Genomic DNA, 20850 nt, shown 5'->3' with positions numbered 1-20850 from the left:
GGAGTTTATATTGTTCGGTTTAGAGACCTTAGATATAATAATTATTCTTGTATACTTTATCGTTGTTATTGGTATAGGCGTTTGGTCTAGTAGAAGAATAAAGAACCAAGAAGACTATCTTCTTGGCGGAAGAAAATTCGGTAAACTTATTCAAACATTTGCTAGTTTCGGACAGGCAACATCGGCAGATGGACCAGTTGGTACCGCAACTACAACATTCCATAACGGAGCTGCTGGAATTTGGAGCGCTTTACTTTTAGTTTTTTCAACTCCGCTTTATTGGATCACTTCGCCATGGCAAAGAAGAATGCGTATCTTAACAATGGGTGATTTTTATGAAGAAAGATACGGCAGTAAAAACATGGCCGCGACTTATGCATTAGTCGCCAGCATTGGAATGATGGGATTGGTTTCGCTAGGCTATTCCGCAATGAGTAAAACTATTGTAGCGATAACTCCTAAAACAATAAATGAATTTTCATTTGAAGAAAAGAAAGAATATGAGCTTGCTGCCGAACTTTCTAATTTAGAAAATAAAAATGCACAGTTACTTACTGAAGCTGAAACTAAAAGACTTCATGAATTGAGAATGCTAAATCCTAATAATTTATTTTCTCATTTAACCGAAGAATCACTTATTTGGTTGGTTTGTATCATCAGTTTGATTTATGCTGTTATGGGAGGTTTGGAAGCCGCATTTTACACCGATCTTTTGCAAGGATCATTTATTATAATATTATCTATAATATTAATCCCTTTTTCTTGGATGAAGATTACTACTGTATTTGGATCGGGTGCAAATGAATCTGCGCTTAAGATTTTGCACCAAAAACTGCCAGAATCTTTCTTTGAAATATTTGGCTCGCCTACTTTAATTGATTTTACTTGGTATTATATTCTTGCAGCCGCATTAGTTGCCGGAATTACGGTAGTTACACAGCCAAACCAGTTAGTTACAAATGGTGCGGCAAAAGATGAGCACGCAGCAAGATTCGGTTTTGTTACAGGTGTTTTTATTAAAAGATTCTGCACAATTCTGTGGGGACTTTTAGGATTAGCGGCAGTTCTGCTTTACACCGGAAAAATTCAAGACTCCGATTTAATTTGGGGATATGCAACTCATGATCTATTAGGACCTGTTGGATATGGATTAGTTGGACTAATGATAGCCTCGCTAATGGCAGCACTTATGTCAACGGCAACTGCATTAATGTTAACAGTTTCAGGCTTGCTTCTTCATAATGTTTATCGTCCATTGGTTGAAGGAAAAAGTGAAGTCCATTATGTTTGGGTCGGCAGAATTTTAGGAGCAGCATTTTTAATTGGAAGCGCAATTATTGCTACTCAATTCAGCAATATATTTGAAATATTAAAATTCATTTGGGAATTCTTTGTCATTTTTGGCGCCGCGTTTTGGTTAGGACTAAAATGGAGACGCGCAAATAAAAAAGGCGCTTGGGCATCAATTTTAATTACATTAGGATTATTTTATATAATTCCGGTTTTAGTTTCAAGTTTATCCTCGGATATTTCAAGAAATGAATGGATGCTTTCAAAGACAGAGCCGGAGCCGGTTGTTAGGACTTATACCGCACGTGAAATTGACGTTGTTGATAGAGATTTGGAAATTAATTCGGTAATGCACAGAATTGGAAATGGCGAAACAAATTTAAGTATTCCGGAAAAAATTATAGTGGGTCAAAAATTCACAAAAAAATTTGCACAACCATCAAGAGCAATATTTTGGTCAAAACAGCCAAAATTAAATGATGATGGAATTTTAGAAGCTCGAGGTTATTTTTTTCCTGAACTTATGTTTTTAAAATCTCTCGGTTTTGAACTTAACAAATATCCTTATGCTCTAAATGAAACATTAAGACTTTTAATTAGATTAATATTTCCATTTATTATTTTGATATTTGTTTCATTGATTACTAAACCTGATGATCAAAAAGTAAGTTATAATTTCTTTATGAAAATGAGAACAAGAGTTAGAGGTTTGGGTTTAAATCAAGATAATGAAGATATTAAATTGTCTTTATCAAATCCTGAAAAAGCTAAAGAGGTTTTATTGTTTCCTAATACGCAATTGGAAATTTATAAATGGAATAAACAAGATATTGTTGGATTTATGTTATCAGTTTTAGTCGCATTTATTGTTATTGGTACGTTATTCGTTGTAATTAAAATATATTAAAATTAATCATATTATTAAATAATTTGAAATTATTATTACTCTAAAATTTAAGGCAATATAATGAATACAGTCATGTTCAAAAGTCCAATTTTCTTTTTAACAATTTTCTTATTTATGTTTTTTGTAAGAATAAATGTAGCTCAAAAGAAAGCTGAAATTATTTTAGACTTGGACAAACTCGGTAGCCAAATCGACCCGAATATTTATGGACAATTTGCAGAACATTTGGGAAGCTGTATTTATGGTGGAATTTGGGTTGGAGAAAATTCTAAAATACCAAATACGCATGGATATAGAAATGACGTTCTAGAAGCTTTAAAAAAATTGGAAGTTCCGGTTTTACGATGGCCCGGCGGATGTTTTGCCGATGAATATCATTGGATGGACGGAATTGGTCCGAGAGAAAACAGACCTTCAATGGTAAATACAAATTGGGGCGGAGTAGTTGAAGATAACAGTTTCGGTACGCATGAGTTCTTAAATTTGTGCGAAATAATTGGCGCAGAACCTTATATCAGCGCTAATGTTGGAAGCGGAACTGTTGAAGAATTTGCAAATTGGGTTCAATATACAACTTCGGAAAGCGGCAATCCAATGTCCGATCTTAGAAAAAAAAATGGTAGAGAAAAACCTTGGAAAGTTAAATTTTGGGGAATAGGGAATGAAAGCTGGGGATGCGGCGGAAGAATGAGACCTACTTATTATGGAGATGTTGCGAGAGTTTATTCAACATACGCAAAAAATTATGCCGGGAATCAAATATTTAAAATTGCATCGGGACCAAATGTTGATGATACTTTATGGACTGACGGTGTAATGCAGGTTGCCGGTAAATTTATAAACGGTATCGGAATGCATTACTATACAAATAATTCAAAAACAGCTGCAGACTTTGATGAAAGCGGTTGGTTTTCTGTTATTCAAAAAACATTGAAAATGGAAGATCTTATCAAAATGCATATAAAAGTGATGGATAAATATGATCCGGCAAAAAATGTCGCATTAATTGTTGATGAATGGGGAACTTGGCACAATGTTGAAACCGGGACCAATCCTTCATTTTTATATCAGCAAAATACACTTAGAGACGCAATAGTTGCCGCAAGTAATTTAAACATTTTTCACAAATATACTAATCGTGTAAAAATGACAAACATTGCTCAAATGATTAATGTTCTTCAAGCAATGATTTTAACAAATAATGAAAAGATGGTTTTAACTCCTACATACCATGTCTTTGAAATGTATAAAGTTCATAAAGGTGCTATAAGTTTACCTCTTGAACTGCAAAGTCCAAATTATACTTACGCGCGTGAATCTATTCCAGCTGTAAACGCAACCGCATCAATTAATTCTAAAGGAATTGTGCATATATCTTTGTGTAATGTAAACCCTATTAGTGAAGAAAATGTAAAAATAAATTTAAAGGGATATATTGGTAAAAATATATCCGGCAAAATTTTAACTTCAGATGAAATGAATGATCTAAATTCATTTGATAATCCAAAAAATGTTGAACCAAAAGTTTTTAACAATTTTAAATTATCCGAAAATGATTTAACAGTGGAATTGCCTTCTAAATCTATTGTTGTGCTTGAACTAAAAGGTGAACTAAATTCAAGTATAGGTAAAGCAATTGATGTTAAAAATCCTAAAGCAAAACTAAGTTTTAAATATTATCAAAAAGTACTTATGTACTTACCTGATTTCAAAGAATTGGAACCGGTAAATGAAGGACTAATAGAACAAGTTAAAATCCCACAAACAAATGACGGTTCTGATTTCGCTGTTTTGTATTCCGGATTAATTGAAATTAATGAAGATGGATTTTATAATTTTTACGCAAATTCTGATGATGGTGCAAAATTATATATCGACGGTAAATTATTGATAAGCAACGATGGAAGGCATGCACCAACTGAAGTTCAGGGATTTGCATCATTGAAAAAAGGATTTCATAAAATTGAAGTTGAATTTTTTCAATCCGGAGGCGGTTTAGAATTATCTGTAAGTATTGAAGGCGGTGGATTGAAAAAGCAAGAAATTCCGGCAAGTATGTTCTTTCATGAAGCCGAATAATGATAACTATGAAAAAATATTTATTTACAATTATTTTGTCTTTTTCATTTAATTTATTGTTTGGACAGATTAAAAATTCTGATATAAAAACTATATGTTCATCTCCGCCGATGGGATGGAACAGTTGGGATTGTTTCGGAACTACTGTAACCGAAGATGAGGTAAAAGCCAACGCGGATTACATGTCAAAATATTTAAAGGATTATGGTTGGAAATATATTATTGTTGACATTCAATGGTATGAACCGAACGCAAAATCACACGGATATAGAAAGTTTGCAGAATTAGATATTGATGAATTCGGCAGATTAATTCCCGCTGAAAACAGATTCCCCTCAGCAGCGAACGGAAATGGTTTTAAACTTCTTGCTGACTATATTCATAGTTTGGGTCTAAAATTTGGCATTCATATTATGCGTGGAATTCCAAGACAAGCAGTTAAAAATAACTTGAAGATTAAGAATAGTAAATTTAACGCTCAAGACGCTGCGGATACAACCAGTATTTGTCCTTGGAATACAGATATGTATGCCTTAAAGAATAACGAAAGCGGACAATCTTATTACAATTCAATAATTGAATTATATAATTCTTGGGGCGTGGATTATATAAAAGCCGATGATATGACCGCGGTTTCTGGTAAACCTGCGGATGTAAGTAGAATGGCAAATATCAAAATGTTGAGTAATGCTATAAATAATTTTGAAAGACCTATTACGTTAAGTTTATCACCTGGTCCGGCAAGCGTTGAACAAGTTGAACTTCTACAAAACAGCGCTCAGCTTTGGAGAATATCAGATGACTTTTGGGATAAATGGACTGACATTCTGCAAATGTTTGATTATATGAGAACTTGGCAAAACTATATTGGCCCTAATTCTTGGCCTGATGCCGATATGCTTCCAATTGGAAAAATCGGTATTCGAGCAGAAAGAGGCGAAAATAGATTTACTCACTTTACAAAAGATGAACAAATAACTTTGATTTCTCTTTGGTCTATGTTTAAATCACCTTTGATGTTCGGAGGAAATTTACCTGATAATGATGATTGGACATTGAAGTTAATTACAAATGAGGAAGTTCTTTATGTTAATCAGAACAGCATTAACAATAAAGAGATTTTCAATAAAAATAAAATAATTGTATGGACCGCAAATCCCAAAAATTCTAATGACGTTTATTTCGGAATTTTTAATACCGGCGACGCTGATACTGTATTATCAATTGCATTTGAAGAATTGAAATTAGATAAAGCAAAATTTTCGTTACGGGATTTATGGGAGAAAAAAGATCTCGGTTTAATAACAAACTCAATAGATTGTGAAATTAAATTACACGGTGCGAAATTATTTAGATTAAGCAGGAAATAATTTTGTAAAATTATTGTAATTTTTCATAATACAATTATTAGATAAAAGTTAATTCTATAATTGGCAAACTTTATTCGGTCGATTTAACAATAATCAATAGTGGTTGTAACTTTATGAAGACAAAAACAATTTTTTTTGTTTATCTAGTTTTAATGTCCCTAATTATTTCTTGTAATTCAGAAAAAGATTCAATTACTATTTCTGAAAAAACACTGTTCGGAAAATTATCTGACGGAAGTGAAGTATATAACTTTACATTGAAGAACAAAGCTGGAATGAAAATTACGATTTCAGAATTCGGAGCAACAGTTATTTCTATATTGGTTCCGGATAAAAAAGGTAAGATTGATGATGTAGTACTGGGCTATGATAAACTCGAAGATTATGTAAACGGCACTTCATATTTTGGCGCAATTGTGGGCAGATATGGAAATAGAATCGGAAAAGGAAAATTTTCTTTAGACGGAATAGAATATCAGTTAACAATAAATGACGGTGAAAATCACTTGCATGGCGGTAAAATCGGTTTTAATAAAGTTTTATGGAAAGGTGAATTTTCAAAAAGCGTTTCTGGAGAATCTGTAAAATTAAAATATGAAAGCGCTGACGGAGAAGAAGGATATCCCGGGAAAGCAAATATTTCGGTTATTTATACATTGACCGAAAACAACGAAGTAATTATAGACTATTCGGCAATTACGGATAAACCTACCATTATGAATCCTACTCACCATTCATATTTTAACCTTACCGGAAATTTTCAAAACACAATATTAAATCATGATTTAATGATTGATGCCGATTATTTTACTCCTGTTGATAAAGGACTAATTACAACGGGTGAGTTGGTTAAAGTTATAAACACGCCAATGGATTTTACTCTACCTGAAAAAATCGGTAAAAGAATAAATGATTCATTTGAACAACTGAATTTTGGTAAAGGATACGATCACAATTGGGTAATTAATAATTTTGATGGAAAAGTAAAAAAAATTGCAAACTTGTTTGATTCCACTTCTGGAAGATTAATGGAAATTTTATCCGATCAGCCGGGTCTTCAATTTTATTCCGGTAATTTTTTAAATGGTACAATAACAGGTAAAAACGGTGAGAAATACAATTACAGAACCGGCTTATGTTTAGAAGCTCAAGTATTTCCTGATTCTCCGAATAAAGCAAATTTCCCCAACGCAAGATTAAATCCAAATGAAATATATAAACAAAGGACGATTTATAAATTTTCAGTAAAATAAATTGTTTATTAAAAATGTAAAAAAAATTCAAAGCGGAGCAATAAATGAAAATATTTGTAGTACTGATTTTAATATTTGCCGTTGCGGTATTTGGACAAAACAAAAATAAATATGATAGAGCTCCACTTTCTGAAATAGAAGATCCGCAAATTCAAAGCATCAATAAAGAAGAACCACACGCGTCATTCATGACATTTAAAAATTATGAGAAGGCATTAGCAAACAGAAAAGAAAATTCTGATTATTTAATTTCACTTAACGGAATTTGGGATTTCAACTTTAGACAAGGCATAGTTAACAGAATTGAAAATTTTGGAGAACAGGATTTTAATAAAATCCAATGGGAAAAAATTCCTGTTCCCTCTGATATGGAGATTCAAGGATATGGAATTCCAATCTATACCAATATTAGATATGAATGGGCTTTTGATAATTCACAAGTCCCGCCTTTGGTTGATATGGAAAATAATTATTTCGGATATTATAAAAGAGATTTTGACGTTCCCGCGGAATGGAAAGATAGAGAAATATTTATTCACTTCGGTTCACTCAAATCTGCGGGATATGTTTGGATAAATGGAACTAAAGTCGGTATGTCTAAAGATGGAAAAACTCCTGCCGAATTTGACATAACAAATTTTGTTAAGTCCGGATCAAATAATTTAGCGGTTGAAGTTATAAAATGGACAGACGGAAGTTTCTTGGAATGTCAGGATTTTTGGAGATTAAGCGGAATTACCAGAGAAGTTTATATTTATTCGCAACCAAAAGTTAGAGTTAGAGATTTCTTTGTAAAACCTTCTTTAGTAAATAATTATTCTGATGGCAAACTGAAACTTGAAATTGAATTAAAAAATCATTTGAATAAAAACGAAAAAAGAAACGTAACCTTTGAATTATTTAACAATAATAACGAAAAATTAATCTCTGAGAATAAAAATATCAGTATTGATAAAAACGAGACGCAAACAATTAGCTTTGAAGCTGAAATTAAAAACGTGAAACAATGGTCGGCTGAAATTCCAAATCTCTATACATTATTAATTTACCTTAAATCTTCTAATGGTAATATTGAAGAAATAATTCCTTCAAAAATTGGATTTAGAGAAATTGAAATTAAAGATGGTTTGTTATTAGTAAATGGAAAGCCAATTCTAATTAAAGGTGTAAATCTTCATGAGTTCAATGAATATACGGGACAGGTAATTGACGAAGCGACAATGATGAAAGATATTCAGACAATGAAAAAATTAAACGTAAATGCCGTTAGAACAAGTCATTATCCTCAACCCGAATTATGGTATAACTTATGCGATAAATTCGGACTTTATTTGGTTGCCGAATCAAATATTGAATCGCATGGAATGGGCTATAAATTGGACAAAGGACAAACATTGGGCAATAATCCTCAATGGCTAAAAGCACATCTTTACAGAACCAAGAACTCTGTTGAAAGGGATAAAAATCATCCAAGCGTAATAATTTGGTCAATGGGAAATGAAGCAGGAAACGGATATAATTTTTATAACGTTTATAATTGGATTAAACAAAGAGACAATACTAGATTGGTTCAATACGAAAGAGCTTTAATGGAATGGAATACTGATATTTATGTGCCAATGTATGATAGAATTTGGGATATGGAAACTTACGCTAAAAATTATCACGATAGACCTTTAATACAATGCGAGTATGCCCACGCTATGGGAAACAGTTTGGGAAATTTAAAAGATTATTGGGATATGATAAAAAAATATCCAAATCTACAAGGCGGATTTATTTGGGATTGGGTTGATCAAGGAATTGTTAAAAAAGTTGGAGATAAAAGCTTCTGGGCTTTCGGTGGTGATTATGGACCTAAAGACGTTCCATCCGACGGTAATTTTTTAATTAATGGAGTTGTTTTTCCCGATAGATCATTAAAGCCGCATAGTTATGAAGTGAAAAAAGTCTATCAAAATATTTCCTTCAATCCAATTGATCTTACAAACGGCGAAATTGAGATTTCAAATGATTATTTCTTTAAAACTTTAAATAATTGTTATCTTGATTGGACAATTGAAATTGACGGAAGAGTTGTTAAACAAGGTACTGAAACAAATATTGCAATTGATGCTAACTCCAAAAAGAAAATTAAAATTGACTTCGAAAATTTGAATAAAAATATTGGCAGTAATGTTTTTCTGAATCTTTCAGTAAAATTAACAAAAGATGAATTATCCATACTTCCAGATAATTATGAAATTGCGAAAGAGCAATTTAGAATTCCTATTATACTTAAACAAATTGAAAAATCTGAAATTAAAAATAATAATCTTACTGTTGATGAAAATAATGATATAGTTGCTGTCTCCGGCAAAAACTATAAGTGTATTTTAGATTTGAAAAAAGGTTTGATTACATCGTATGTTTTGGGAAATAAAGAATTAATAAAGAATGAAGAAGGATTTAAGCCAACGTTTTGGAGAGCTCCAACAGATAACGATTACGGATGGAAATTGGCTGAAAAATGTCAGCAGTGGAAATTTGCCTCCGAAAGTGAATTAAATGTTAAATCTTATAAAGTTTCAAAAAACAACGATGGTTCATTAAAAGTTACATTGGAATATTATTTTGATAATGTTAAATCAACTTGGAATGCAGATTATACTTTTTATGAAGACGGTAAAATAAATATTAAAAATAAATTTTACAGCGAAGAAACATCTAATGATATAATTCCGCGTATTGGTATGAAAATGACACTGCCCGCGGAATTTGAAAACGCCGAGTATTTTGGAAGAGGACCGCTTGAAAATTATATTGACAGAAACTACTCAACACATTTTGGATTATATAATTCAAAAGTCAATGACTTTTATGTCCCATATATTAGACCTCAGGAAAATGGGCATAGGACAGATGTAGCTTGGTTAAATTTGAGAAACAGCAACGGAACAGGTTTGCGTATTGAATCCAATCAGCCTTTCGAATTTAATGTATTGAATAATTACGTTTCTGATTTCGATGCCGGTTTAGATAAAAATACCGACTTAAAACATACGATAGATATATTCAAAAAAGATTTAATTCAGCTTCATATTGATTATAAAATGATTGGGCTGGGAAGTGACGACAGTTGGGGCGCAAAACCTCATGAAGAATATTTAATACATCCAAGTAAAAGAGGATATGAATATTCATTTACTGTTGTGCCTCTTACAAATTAGTTTAGTTATTACCTTTATTTATATGGATATTTAGTAAATTAAACTAACTGGTAATGAATTTGGAAAGTGAAGATAATGGTTAAAAAAAAAGAAATTATAATTATTATTCTAATTCTGATTTGTTCATTGTCTTCATTGACAAAAGCTCAAAACCAAGTTAAAGATTTTAGAAAATCATCAGAAGAAGTTCTAAAAAAAATAGCTGATCGAATTCTTTCCGAAACAACATATCAATTTATAGATGAGGAAACAGGCCAAATATACAATTCTACCAAAGGGCTTGAACCAAAATTGAGTATAAAGGTCAAAAGCAAATATAATGATTGGCATTATACTAACGGTGTACTCAACTTTGGAATGTATGAACTTGGCAATATCTTAAGTGATGTAAAATATAAAAAATACGTTGATAAAAATTTTGCATTTGTTTTCGACAATGGCGACTTAGATTACTTTAAAAATTTGTATGATGAACAAAAGAAAATAGATTGGATGAGCGTTAGGAAAGTTAACTGGCATATGTTTTTTAGAATGGTAAGATTAGATGACTGCGGTACAATTGGCGCTAGTCTTATTGATGTTTATAAAAGTAAACCGCAGGAAAATTATAAAAATTATATTGAACTTGTTGCCGAACATCTATTTTATAAAGAACCGCGTTTAGCTGATAATACAATCGCAAGGTATTGGCCCCATGAAAATACCATTTGGGCAGATGATCTTTTTATGAGCGTCGCATTTTTAGCGCGGATGGGTAAATTTTCAGGTGAAACGAAATATTTTGATGACGCAATACTTCAAGTGAAAAATTATTATAAATATTTATGGAATAATGAAAAACAATTGTATTATCATTGTTATCACACTGATACAAAAGAAAACGGAGCTGTGCATTGGGGCAGGGCTAATGGTTGGATATTCATGGCTATCGCCGATTTGCTTGACGTATTGCCGTTAAATTACTCCGGACGGAACGAAATTTTAGAAATATTTAAGAAGCAAGCGGAAGGTGTCGCCAGATGGCAAAGTGAAAACGGATTATGGCATCAATTATTAGATAAAAATGATTCGTACCTGGAAACGTCCGCTTCTGCAATGTTTGTTTTTGGTTTGGCTAAAGGAGTTAATAATAATTGGCTAAATCAAGACTTTTCATATGTTGCTGATATTGGGTGGGAAGGAGTTCTATCTAACATTGATCAAAAAGGAAATGTAAACAATATTTGTGTCGGCACCGGAATAATGCCTTCGTTAGCTTTTTATTATAAACGACCTCTTGAATCAAACATTCCAATGGGCGAAGGTCCGGTCTTACGCGCGGGTTCGGAAATATTAAAAATGAACAAATATTTTGAATTACCGGCTGAATCAAAATATGATAAAATATTATTTGAAGCAAAAAAATAAATAAATATAATTTTTTTATAACATTATTACTTGCTTGTATTTTTTCAAACCAAACCCAAATTTAATTATGAAAAACCAATACGGCATAACTAATTCTAATAAAGCCATTTTTTTATTTTTTATCTATTGTGTTATTAACTTCTCAGAATCCTTTGCGCAATCAATTGAGTATAGAGCAGAATGGCCTCAAATTACAAATGCGACAAAACCATGGACAAGATTCTGGTGGCATGGAAGCGCAGTTAATGAAATTGACTTAAAAATAAATTTAGAAGAACTTAAAAATTGCGGAATTGGAGGAATTGAAATAACACCAATTTATGGTGTAAAAGGAAATGAAAAAAATGATTTAAGTTTTCTCTCTAATAAATGGTTTCAAATTTTTGAAAAATCTTTGGAATTTGGAAAGGAAATGGATTTGGGTGTTGATCTTTCAAATGCTTCCGGATGGCCTTTCGGAGGAAATTGGGTTACCGATGAAGATGCTTGTAAAGAAGTAAAGTATAAATTTTATACTCTACGTGAAGGTGAATTTCTAAATGAAAAAATTGAGTTTATTCAAGAACCATTCGTAAGAGCCGTTGGTCATGAAGTAAATATAGATCAAATAAAATTTCCGATTAACAGAAATGAAAATTTGCAGGAGTTGGCTTTGGATCAAGTGAGATTTGCAACTAAGCTGCCATTGCAAACATTAAACGCGTATGATAAATCCGGAAAAAAAATAGAACTTACTAATAATGTTGATAATGAAGGTAAATTAAAATGGATTGCTCCCAAAGGTGAATGGAAATTGATTGCGGTTTTTCAAGGCTGGCATGGTAAAATGGTTGAAAGAGCCGGTAAAGGAGGAGAAGGAAATGTTATTGACCATTTTTCAGAAAGTTCGACAAAAAATTTTCTTAATTATTTTGATAAACATTCTGAAGGTTTTGACATTTCAGGAATAAGAGCCTTTTTTAACGATTCTTATGAAGTCGATGATTCTCAAGGCGAAGCCGACTGGACGCAATTAATGTTTGAAGAGTTTAAAAATTACAGAGGCTATGATCTAAAAGATTATTTACCCGCATTGTTCGGATATGATACCGAAGAAAACAATAAAAGGGTTTTATGTGATTACAGAGAAACAATTTCTGATTTGCTTTTGGATAGATTCACATATGTATGGCGAAATTGGTCAAGAAAATATAATTCGATTATTAGAAACCAAGCTCACGGTTCACCTGCTAATATTTTAGATTTATATGCTGCAAGCGATATCCCCGAAACCGAAGGAATTACTCCAATTAGAATTAAAATGGCATCTTCAGCCGGACATGTAACTGGAAAATCACTAATTGCATGTGAAGCTTCAACGTGGTTGAATGAACACTTTTTAACAAAACTTTCAGATGTTAAAAATAATATTGACAGATTTTTTGCAAATGGAATAAATCATATTGTTTATCATGGAACTCCTTATTCACCAGTTAATGAAAAATGGCCGGGATGGCTTTTCTATGCATCGGTTCATTTTGCGCCAACTAACACGTGGTGGAGCGATCTTAAAATATTAAATGATTATATAGCAAACTGCCAATCTTTCTTACAAAGCTCTAAACCGTCAAACGATATTTTGCTTTATTATCCAATTTATGACAGCTGGTCATCAAAAGGGAGCACGATGCTCCAGCATTTTGGCGGCTCGAAAGATACATTGATAAAAGAAATTAGTGAATTATTATTAAAAGAAGGTTATACATTTGATTTTATTTCCGACAGACAATTACAAAATTTGTCGCTAAAAGATGGTAAAATATATTCGGGTAAATCGGCTTATAAAACTATTATTGTTCCTAAATCAGAATTTATTCCTATATCTACTTTTGAAAAATTAATTGACTTGGCGGAAAATGGTTCTAATATATTGTTTGAAGATAATATGCCGACTGATATTTCAGGTATGTACAATCTGAAAGAGAGACAAGGACTTTATTCAAAGTTAAAGTCAAAGTTAACTTTCGAAAAATTTAAAGATTATGAAGCATGTAAATTCGGAAAAGGAAAAATTCTAAAGGGAAAAGAAATTGAATTGCTTCTTGATGAAGTTGGAGTAATTCCGGAAGCATTGGCAAAAGAAAATTTATGGTTCAATAAAGTAGAAAGGGAAGATGGGACTTGTTATTTCATTAGTAACTGGGGAAACAGCGAAGTAAATAAATGGATTAAATTAAATTCTACGGGCAAAGACGCGGTTTGGTTTAATCCAATGACAAAAGAAATAGGTAAAGTTCTAATTAGAAAAATTTCGGATAAAGAATCAGAGATATTTCTAAAATTGGATAAAGGTGAAACGCTTATCCTTCAGTGGTTTCCCAATAAGCAAGATTTGAAATTCTACCCCATGTATTCATCTTTTGTTAATCAAATAGAAATAAATGGAGAATGGAAAATTGAATTTATAAAAGGCGGTGCTTCGTTGCCGAACCCAATAAAAATTTCCAAATTAAGATCATGGACGGAATTATCTGAAGAATTAAAATGGTTTTCAGGTTCAGCTAAATATTCAACCGAGTTTACACTAAATAATTTGGAATCTGAATTTTATAATTTAGATTTGGGCGGAGTTCATGAATCGGCTGTAATTATTCTAAATGGAGAAAATATTGGAACTTTGCTTGGTCCTAAATTCAATATTACTATCAGTTCTGATAAATTAAAATATCATAATAAACTCGAAGTTATTGTTACAAACCTTATGGCTAATAGAATTATAAAAATGGATAAAGAAGGAGAAAATTATAAGAAATTCTATAATATAAATTTTGCGGCAGGGAAGAAAGAAAATCTTGATTCCAACGGAATTTTTACCGCAATAAATTGGGAGCCGTTAAGCTCCGGTTTAGTTGGTCCGGTTATTTTAAGTACTTGTAAAATTATAAAATGAAATTATATAACTATTTGTAATAAAATAATTTAAGAAATTTTATTTAACAAAAAATATAGCTGTTTTACTTTTATTATTTCAGTTCACATAACTCGCATCTTTTTTCTTTGTGAATTTTTCACATGACCAATCTTCATTTTGTCTATCACTAATTTTAAACTTTCCAATCAATTTTTGGAGATTTTCAACCATATACATCAAATCATTAGTTGAATCAGCAACTGTTTTTATTCCTGCCGCATTTAAATTTGCAACTGAATTTATCGAATCTACATTCTTTGAAATTTGTTCAACTGCTGCAGATTGTTCTTCACTGGCAGCCGCAACTTGAGAAGATGCTTCAAGTAAAAGATCGGAAGATTTTACAATTTCGTGCATTGAATTGCCGGCGTTAATTGAATTTTCCATACCAACCGAAACTTGCGAAGTTCCAAGTTCAATTGCTTTTGCCGCATTTTGACTGTCGCTTTGAATTGAATTTATCATTTCAACAATTTCACTCGTTGAAGATGAGGTTCTATCGGCAAGTTTTTTTACTTCATCGGCAACAATAGCAAATCCTCGACCGTGTTCGCCGGCTCTTGCTGCTTCAATTGCGGCATTCAACGCCAACAAATTTGTTTGATCCGCAATCTCGTTTATTACTTTAACAATTCCGCCGATTTTTGTACTTCTATTGCTTAATCCAATTATAATTTCACTCGCTTGTTTAACAACCAATTCAATTTGTTTCATTCCGCTGATTGTTGATTCTATAATTGCCTGACCGTTTGCAGCAATGCTTTTTGATTCTTTAGCAAGTTCGTTTGTTTTAATTATATTCCGCGTTGTTTCAAAAATTGTTTTGGACATTTCCTCCATTGCGGTAGAAACTTCATTAGTCTGCAAGCTTTGCTCCTGAACGCCAGTCGAAATTTCTTCGGAACTAGCTAGTATTTGTGTCACCGCTGAAGCCGTAGAGTTAATTGAATCACCTATAAGTGACAAAACAGATGTAAATGATTCTGAAAGGTGGTTAATGCTGTTTTTTATCAGCTGATGGTCTCCTTTGTAATCGCCGTTAACTCTATTTGTTATATCTCCTTCAGACATTTTTTTAAGAACCGACGAACCTTCGGTAATCGGATTTATAACAGCATCCAGTGTCTTGTTTATTCCACGCAGCAATTCTTTATAGCCACCGCTGAATTTACTTTCATCTCCTCTATGTTTTAAATTTCCGCTTAATGCAGATTGTGTTAAACTATTTATTTCTTTTGTCAATTCGGTTAAAGTGTTTGTGATTTCATTTAATGAAATGGCTAAAACATCTTCGGAATCAAAAGCTTGCGAGCAGACATCTACTTTTCCATTTGCGATTGACTGGAGCAACAATGAATAATTATCCAAATCAGAAGCCATTTTATCAATAGTTTCAGCCATTACACCAACTTCATCCTTAGATCTTATATTGGTTCTAGCTTTTAAATGACCTTTTGAAATTTCTTTAGAGACTTCTAAGACTTTTTTAATTGGAACGGAAATGTTTTTAAAAATTTTGGAAATTGTAAAATAAAGTCCAATAATTATAATAAACTCAAGAATTATTAACGTTATTGTTCTGGATGAAATAATTTCTTCGGCGTGAGTTTCAATCGATGCATTCTTTAAATTTGCTTGTTCAACAACACTCTCGATATATACTTTATGTGCGTGAAACAATTCCTTCATCTTTGTATTTAATAAATTTTCAGCTTCTGCAATATTTCCTTCTCTAATCAGCGGAATAAATTTACTGTCTCTCAATTCAAAAAATTCTTTGGCTGGCTTAAATGAATTTTCAACCATGTCATCTTTAAGTTTGCCATCTTCAAGCGTTTTAACCCAAAACTTATGCCGAGTATAATATTCTTCGCTTAAAGATTTTGATTTCTCAACAAGCTCATTTAGTTCGTTTTTGTCAGCTCGGAGCATAAGAAAAGAATTCAAATAAGTTTCAACAATAAAATTTGGCGGTGGAAGTATATCGGCAATTAAATCTTTTCCTTCTACAATTTCCGAATACATTTCTCCATTTACACGCAGTTTTTCGATTGTTAAATAAGCAGTTATGCCGAAAATTAAGCTTCCAACAACAAGCATAAGAATGATAATTCGCAGTTTAGATGCTAATTTAAAGTTTTTCAAAAGGTCCATTATTTTTCCAATTAAAATTTGATTTAAATCATCGTTAAATTATTTTCAATATTTAAGGATGAGATGTCTTGTTCAAAAATAAGAAATGAAACTTTTATGTTTATATTCAAGAAGTCTTAAAACATATGTAGGCAGTAAAATTATTTCATTCTTGATATAAACATTATTACTTTTAAAAATTATTTTCACATAAATATTTTTCACAACGAAGGAAAATCAATAAATGAAATTATTTCTTGCAATTTTATTCTTTAATTCAGTATCATTTATTTTTGCGGATCATATAAATTATAACGTTGTTGATTTTGGAGCAAAAAGGGATGGCATAACTGATAATACTGAAATAATAAATTCCGTTATAGAGACAGCATCAAAAAACGGCGGAGGAACTATATACTTTCCTGCCGGAGATTATTTATCATTTACCATTCGTTTGAAAAGTAAAATAACAATTTATTTGGAGCAAGGAGCAAGACTTATTGCAAATAAAGAAACAGATACCGAAGGTTATGATTTGCCCGAAGAAAACGCTTGGTATAAAAAATATCAGGATTTTGGACATAGTTATTGGAAAAATAGTTTGATTTTCGGCGATAGTTTGCACGATATTTCAATAATGGGAAATGGCACCATTTGGGGAAAAGGTTTATATTCTTATGATAAACCTGAAATTAAAGGTTCCGGAAATAAAGCCGTTGGGCTTAAAAATTGTGTAAATGTTACCATTAAAGATATATCTATTTTGCACGGCGGACATTTTTGCATTCTTGCCACCGGCGTTGATAATCTTACAATTAATAATGTTCGCGCTGATGCTGATAGAGATGGATTTGACATTGACTGCTGTAAAAATGTAATTATTTCAGATTGCTTAATAAATTCTCCGACGGATGACGGTTTATGTTTAAAATCATCTTTTGCTTTAGGTTATGCCAGATTTACAGAGAATGTAACAATTACAAATTGCCAAATATTTGGTTTTGATCATGGCTCACTTTTAAATGGAACTTTTACCAAAGAATTTAAAGATGAAGATCCGAATGTTAATCATTGCATAACCGGAAGATTAAAATTTGGAACCGAATCTAATGGCGGTTTTAGGAACATTGCTGTTTCAAATTGTGTATTCGAACATTCGCGTGGATTTTGTCTTGAATCGGCTGACGGAGGTATAATTGAGGATATTGTTATTGATAACATCACAATGCGTGATATTACAGATACTCCTTTTTTTATACGATTAAGTGCGAGAATGAGGGGACCGGAAAATGTTCCCATTGGTGTTTGCAGAAGAATTTCAATCAGCAATTTAAACGTTTATGATGTGGGAGGAAGACCAAAATCTCCTGAACTTGGAGCATGTATGATTATGGGCATTCCGGAGCATTATGTTGAAGATTTAAGTTTAAGCAATATTCGTATTTATTTTAGAGGCGGCGGAAAGAAAGAATCTGTTGACAAGGAAGTGCCGCAAAATATCGATTCTTATCCCGATCCTTACCGCTGGAACGCAATGCCTGCTTACGGTTTTTACTTTAGGTATGTAAAAGGTTTAAAAGTGAAAGATATAATTATAAAAACAATCGAAAATGATGAAAGGCCTGCCTTTGTACTAGACAATGTAAACGACGCTGAATTTATAAATAATGATATTTCTAAAACAAATTCTGCCGCAAATTTTATCATTAAAAAAAGTCAAAATATTATTCTGAAAAACATTAAAGGAATACGTGATTCGGAAATTACTAAAAGTGAATATAAAAAATTTTAATCAATCATTATTTTCTAGACAGTAATATTTATTTAGTAAACTAATGTAATGAATATTGTTTCTTTTGAACATTTGAATATTCTAATTTCGGTTTTGAAGCTTTGATATTTGTATAACTTGAATCATCATCATAAACTTTAAAATTATTCATTATTGCTTGTAGATTTTCTGTAAGAACATTTAATTCTTCCGCTGCTTTTGCTATTTCATTAATTCCCAAAGAAGATTCCTGTGTAACTTTCCTGATGCCTTCAATACTTTTTGAAATTTGCTCAGAAGTAGACGATTGCTGTTCGCTTGCTGTTGCAACTTGATTCACCAAATCAACAACTTCAATAGTGGAATTATTAATATTCTCTAAAGATTTACCGGCTTTTACAGCGAGTTCTTTTCCGGCATCGACTTCAACAGTTCCGGAGTTTATTGAAATTACCGCTTTTTTAGTATCGTTTTGTATTGATGAAATCATTTCGGAAATTTCTTTTGTGGCATTTGTCGTACGTTCGGCTAATTTTTTTACTTCGTCTGCAACAACAGCAAAACCTCTTCCATGTTCTCCTGCTCTTGCGGCTTCTATAGCGGCGTTTAATGCTAATAGATTTGTTTGTCCGGCAATTGAATCAATAACTTGTATAATTTCATTTATTTTTTCGCTGTTATTTCCAAGTGCGGTTATGGTGTTTGCCGCGGATGAAACTACTTGTGAAATTTTATTCATTCCTTTTATTGTTTCTGAAACAATCACATTTCCTTCTGTAGCTAAAATTCCCGAGTCTTTTGATTTTTCAGCCGCAATAGAAATGTTATGCGCGGTTTCAATTATAGTTTTTGTCATCTGTTCAATTGCGCTTGCAACTTCAGATGCTTGCATACTTTGCTCCTGCGAACCGGCTGCCATCTGTTCAGTACTAGAACTTATTTGGCTGCTTGCGTTTGCGGTCGCGGAAATTGCTTCTATAACTTTCTGTATCATTTTCTTAATATTTTCAATTGTATCATTAAAGCCAATATAGAGTTTTCCAATAACATCATTTTTATTTTCAGGAATTAAGTTTATGGTGAAGTCACCGTTTGAAACTTTAGACATAACTTCCAGCATTTTTTTTACATTTCTTTCCAAATAAATTTCTTTTTCCTTTGCATCTGAAAGATCCGTCAGTACCTCTAATGTTCCAATTACTTCTCCTTTTTTGTTTTTAATTGGTGTTCCGGAAAAAATTATAGGAACTTCAACATTATTTGGTTTTGCTACAGATTCTTTTGTAATGGATTCACCACGTTGAATTGCGATATTGCAAGAACAGTTTTGAGATCTGCAGTCAATTGAATTAAAACTTTCATAGCATTTTGTTTTCAAAACGTTATGCTTTTCTTTCTTTAAAAATTCTACACCTTTTGAATTTATGTATACAATTTCAAAATTTTTGTCAATTACTGTAACAGGTAAGGAGATGCTGTTTAAGTATTGAAGCTGCATTTCTATTTTATCTACCATTTCGTTAAAACTGTTTGCTAAAATTCCAAATTCGTCTTTGCTGCTGCAATTCAAAGGCTCGTCAAATTTACCGTCGGCAAAATTCTTAACTGCATGAGTTAAATTTAGAATTGGCTTTCCCAAATATTTGTTTAAATATAAAGTTACCAGTGTAAATGTAATAATCGCGGCTAAAAGACCAATCCACGCTGCGTCAATTTTTTGAGATGCCATTTCCTTATATGTTTCATCGAGTGAGTGTCGTATGCTAATTATTGCCAGAACATCATTTTCCTTAACATCGTGACAGTCAACGCATGATTTGTCTGCAGTTAAAAATTTGATTGAACGTAAAATTTTTGAGTCATTAAAATCTTCATAATAATTTGCTTCTTTCAAACCATTTAATGCGGATTTCTCAATTTCGTCTAAATTGGTTTCAGAATTTTCCGAAATTAAATTGGTTGGGGTTATTCGTACTTCTTTAATTTTTTCAAATTTTTCTAAACTTTCAACAAACGGTTTTGTGTTATCGGCTCCGGCTGCCATGGCAAGTTTTATAGATTCGGTTAGAAGTGTGCTTAACTGATCGTTGTCTTCTTCTATTCTACTTTTAACGTTGGCATCATTTTTAAAAAAGAAAACAATTAAGTAAATGAAAAGAGTAAAAACTAAAATTCCAATTACTGCAAAACTTGTCTTTTTAACAATACCAAGATCGTTAAGTGTTTTCATTTTTCCCCCAAAAAATTTATACACTTTATATTTAACCTAATTATCGAAGCTTTTTGTAATTTCTAAATAGTCTGTAACGAAATTAAATTATATTTATTATTTATAATTAAAGTATCGGGAAATAATTACACAATTTTATTTTTTAAAAAGGCTCAAATAAGAATATTAAAATCTAATTTAGAAATTCATTTCTTTTAAATGGAATAACTTTGATTATTTTGATAGCTTTAATAATAGAATATCAAATTGGA

Annotated in this window: 10 protein-coding genes; 8 read left to right on the top strand and 2 right to left on the bottom strand. The window is 31.8% G+C overall.

Features of this window, described 5'->3' with window-relative positions; all coding sequences use genetic code 11:
- The first annotated feature begins 10 nt into the window (after window positions 1–10).
- The 7 genes from IPK06_05265 (at window position 11) to IPK06_05235 (ending at window position 14444) form a co-directional block, all read left to right on the top strand.
- The gene (locus IPK06_05265; GenBank protein ID MBK7979409.1) at window positions 11–2197 is read left to right on the top strand and encodes a sodium:solute symporter family protein; all 2187 of its coding nucleotides are present in this window, start codon (window positions 11–13) and stop codon (window positions 2195–2197) included.
- A 60-nt stretch (window positions 2198–2257) separates the two neighbouring features.
- On the top strand, window positions 2258–4276 hold the full coding sequence (locus IPK06_05260) for an alpha-N-arabinofuranosidase (GenBank protein ID MBK7979408.1): 2019 nt from the start codon (window positions 2258–2260) through the stop codon (window positions 4274–4276).
- Between the two features lie 8 nt (window positions 4277–4284).
- Window positions 4285–5646, top strand: coding sequence for a glycoside hydrolase family 27 protein (locus IPK06_05255; GenBank protein ID MBK7979407.1), 1362 nt, complete (start codon window positions 4285–4287; stop codon window positions 5644–5646).
- A gap of 113 nt (window positions 5647–5759) precedes the next feature.
- Window positions 5760–6899, top strand: coding sequence for a galactose mutarotase (locus tag IPK06_05250; protein MBK7979406.1), 1140 nt, complete (start codon window positions 5760–5762; stop codon window positions 6897–6899).
- Window positions 6900–6943: 44 nt separating this feature from the next.
- Window positions 6944–10108 carry a DUF4981 domain-containing protein gene (locus IPK06_05245; protein MBK7979405.1) on the top strand — a complete coding sequence of 1055 codons (3165 nt, stop codon included), beginning with the start codon at window positions 6944–6946 and terminating at the stop codon, window positions 10106–10108.
- Between the two features lie 75 nt (window positions 10109–10183).
- On the top strand, window positions 10184–11515 hold the full coding sequence (locus tag IPK06_05240) for a glycoside hydrolase family 88 protein (GenBank protein ID MBK7979404.1): 1332 nt from the start codon (window positions 10184–10186) through the stop codon (window positions 11513–11515).
- A gap of 67 nt (window positions 11516–11582) precedes the next feature.
- The gene (locus IPK06_05235) at window positions 11583–14444 is read left to right on the top strand and encodes a glycoside hydrolase family 2 protein (GenBank protein ID MBK7979403.1); all 2862 of its coding nucleotides are present in this window, start codon (window positions 11583–11585) and stop codon (window positions 14442–14444) included.
- Between the two features lie 78 nt (window positions 14445–14522).
- Here the strand turns inward: IPK06_05235 and IPK06_05230 are convergent, their stop codons facing one another.
- The gene (locus IPK06_05230) at window positions 14523–16619 is read right to left on the bottom strand and encodes a methyl-accepting chemotaxis protein (protein MBK7979402.1); all 2097 of its coding nucleotides are present in this window, start codon (window positions 16617–16619) and stop codon (window positions 14523–14525) included.
- Window positions 16620–16842: 223 nt separating this feature from the next.
- On the opposite strand from IPK06_05230, the gene IPK06_05225 reads away from it, so the two are divergent.
- Window positions 16843–18390, top strand: a complete 1548-nt coding sequence (locus IPK06_05225; protein MBK7979401.1) for a right-handed parallel beta-helix repeat-containing protein — start codon at window positions 16843–16845, stop codon at window positions 18388–18390.
- Window positions 18391–18430: 40 nt separating this feature from the next.
- Here the strand turns inward: IPK06_05225 and IPK06_05220 are convergent, their stop codons facing one another.
- A complete protein-coding gene (locus IPK06_05220) occupies window positions 18431–20599 on the bottom strand; it encodes a HAMP domain-containing protein (GenBank protein MBK7979400.1) in 2169 nt (722 codons plus the stop codon).
- Window positions 20600–20850: the final 251 nt, after the last annotated feature.

The organism is Ignavibacteriota bacterium, assembly GCA_016713565.1.
Classification (GTDB): Bacteria; Bacteroidota; Ignavibacteria; order Ignavibacteriales; family Melioribacteraceae.
The sequence above is the reverse complement of the archived record's forward strand: the minus strand, read 5'-3'. Positions and strand labels throughout refer to the sequence as shown.

Coding starts and splice junctions, on each gene's coding strand:
- IPK06_05260 (MBK7979408.1), top strand. CDS start 2,258: ATGAATACAGTCATGTTCAAAAGTCCAATTTTCTTTTTAACAATTTTC.
- IPK06_05255 (MBK7979407.1), top strand. CDS start 4,285: ATGAAAAAATATTTATTTACAATTATTTTGTCTTTTTCATTTAATTTA.
- IPK06_05250 (MBK7979406.1), top strand. CDS start 5,760: ATGAAGACAAAAACAATTTTTTTTGTTTATCTAGTTTTAATGTCCCTA.
- IPK06_05245 (MBK7979405.1), top strand. CDS start 6,944: ATGAAAATATTTGTAGTACTGATTTTAATATTTGCCGTTGCGGTATTT.
- IPK06_05240 (MBK7979404.1), top strand. CDS start 10,184: ATGGTTAAAAAAAAAGAAATTATAATTATTATTCTAATTCTGATTTGT.
- IPK06_05235 (MBK7979403.1), top strand. CDS start 11,583: ATGAAAAACCAATACGGCATAACTAATTCTAATAAAGCCATTTTTTTA.
- IPK06_05230 (MBK7979402.1), bottom strand. CDS start 16,619: ATGGACCTTTTGAAAAACTTTAAATTAGCATCTAAACTGCGAATTATC.
- IPK06_05225 (MBK7979401.1), top strand. CDS start 16,843: ATGAAATTATTTCTTGCAATTTTATTCTTTAATTCAGTATCATTTATT.
- IPK06_05220 (MBK7979400.1), bottom strand. CDS start 20,599: ATGAAAACACTTAACGATCTTGGTATTGTTAAAAAGACAAGTTTTGCA.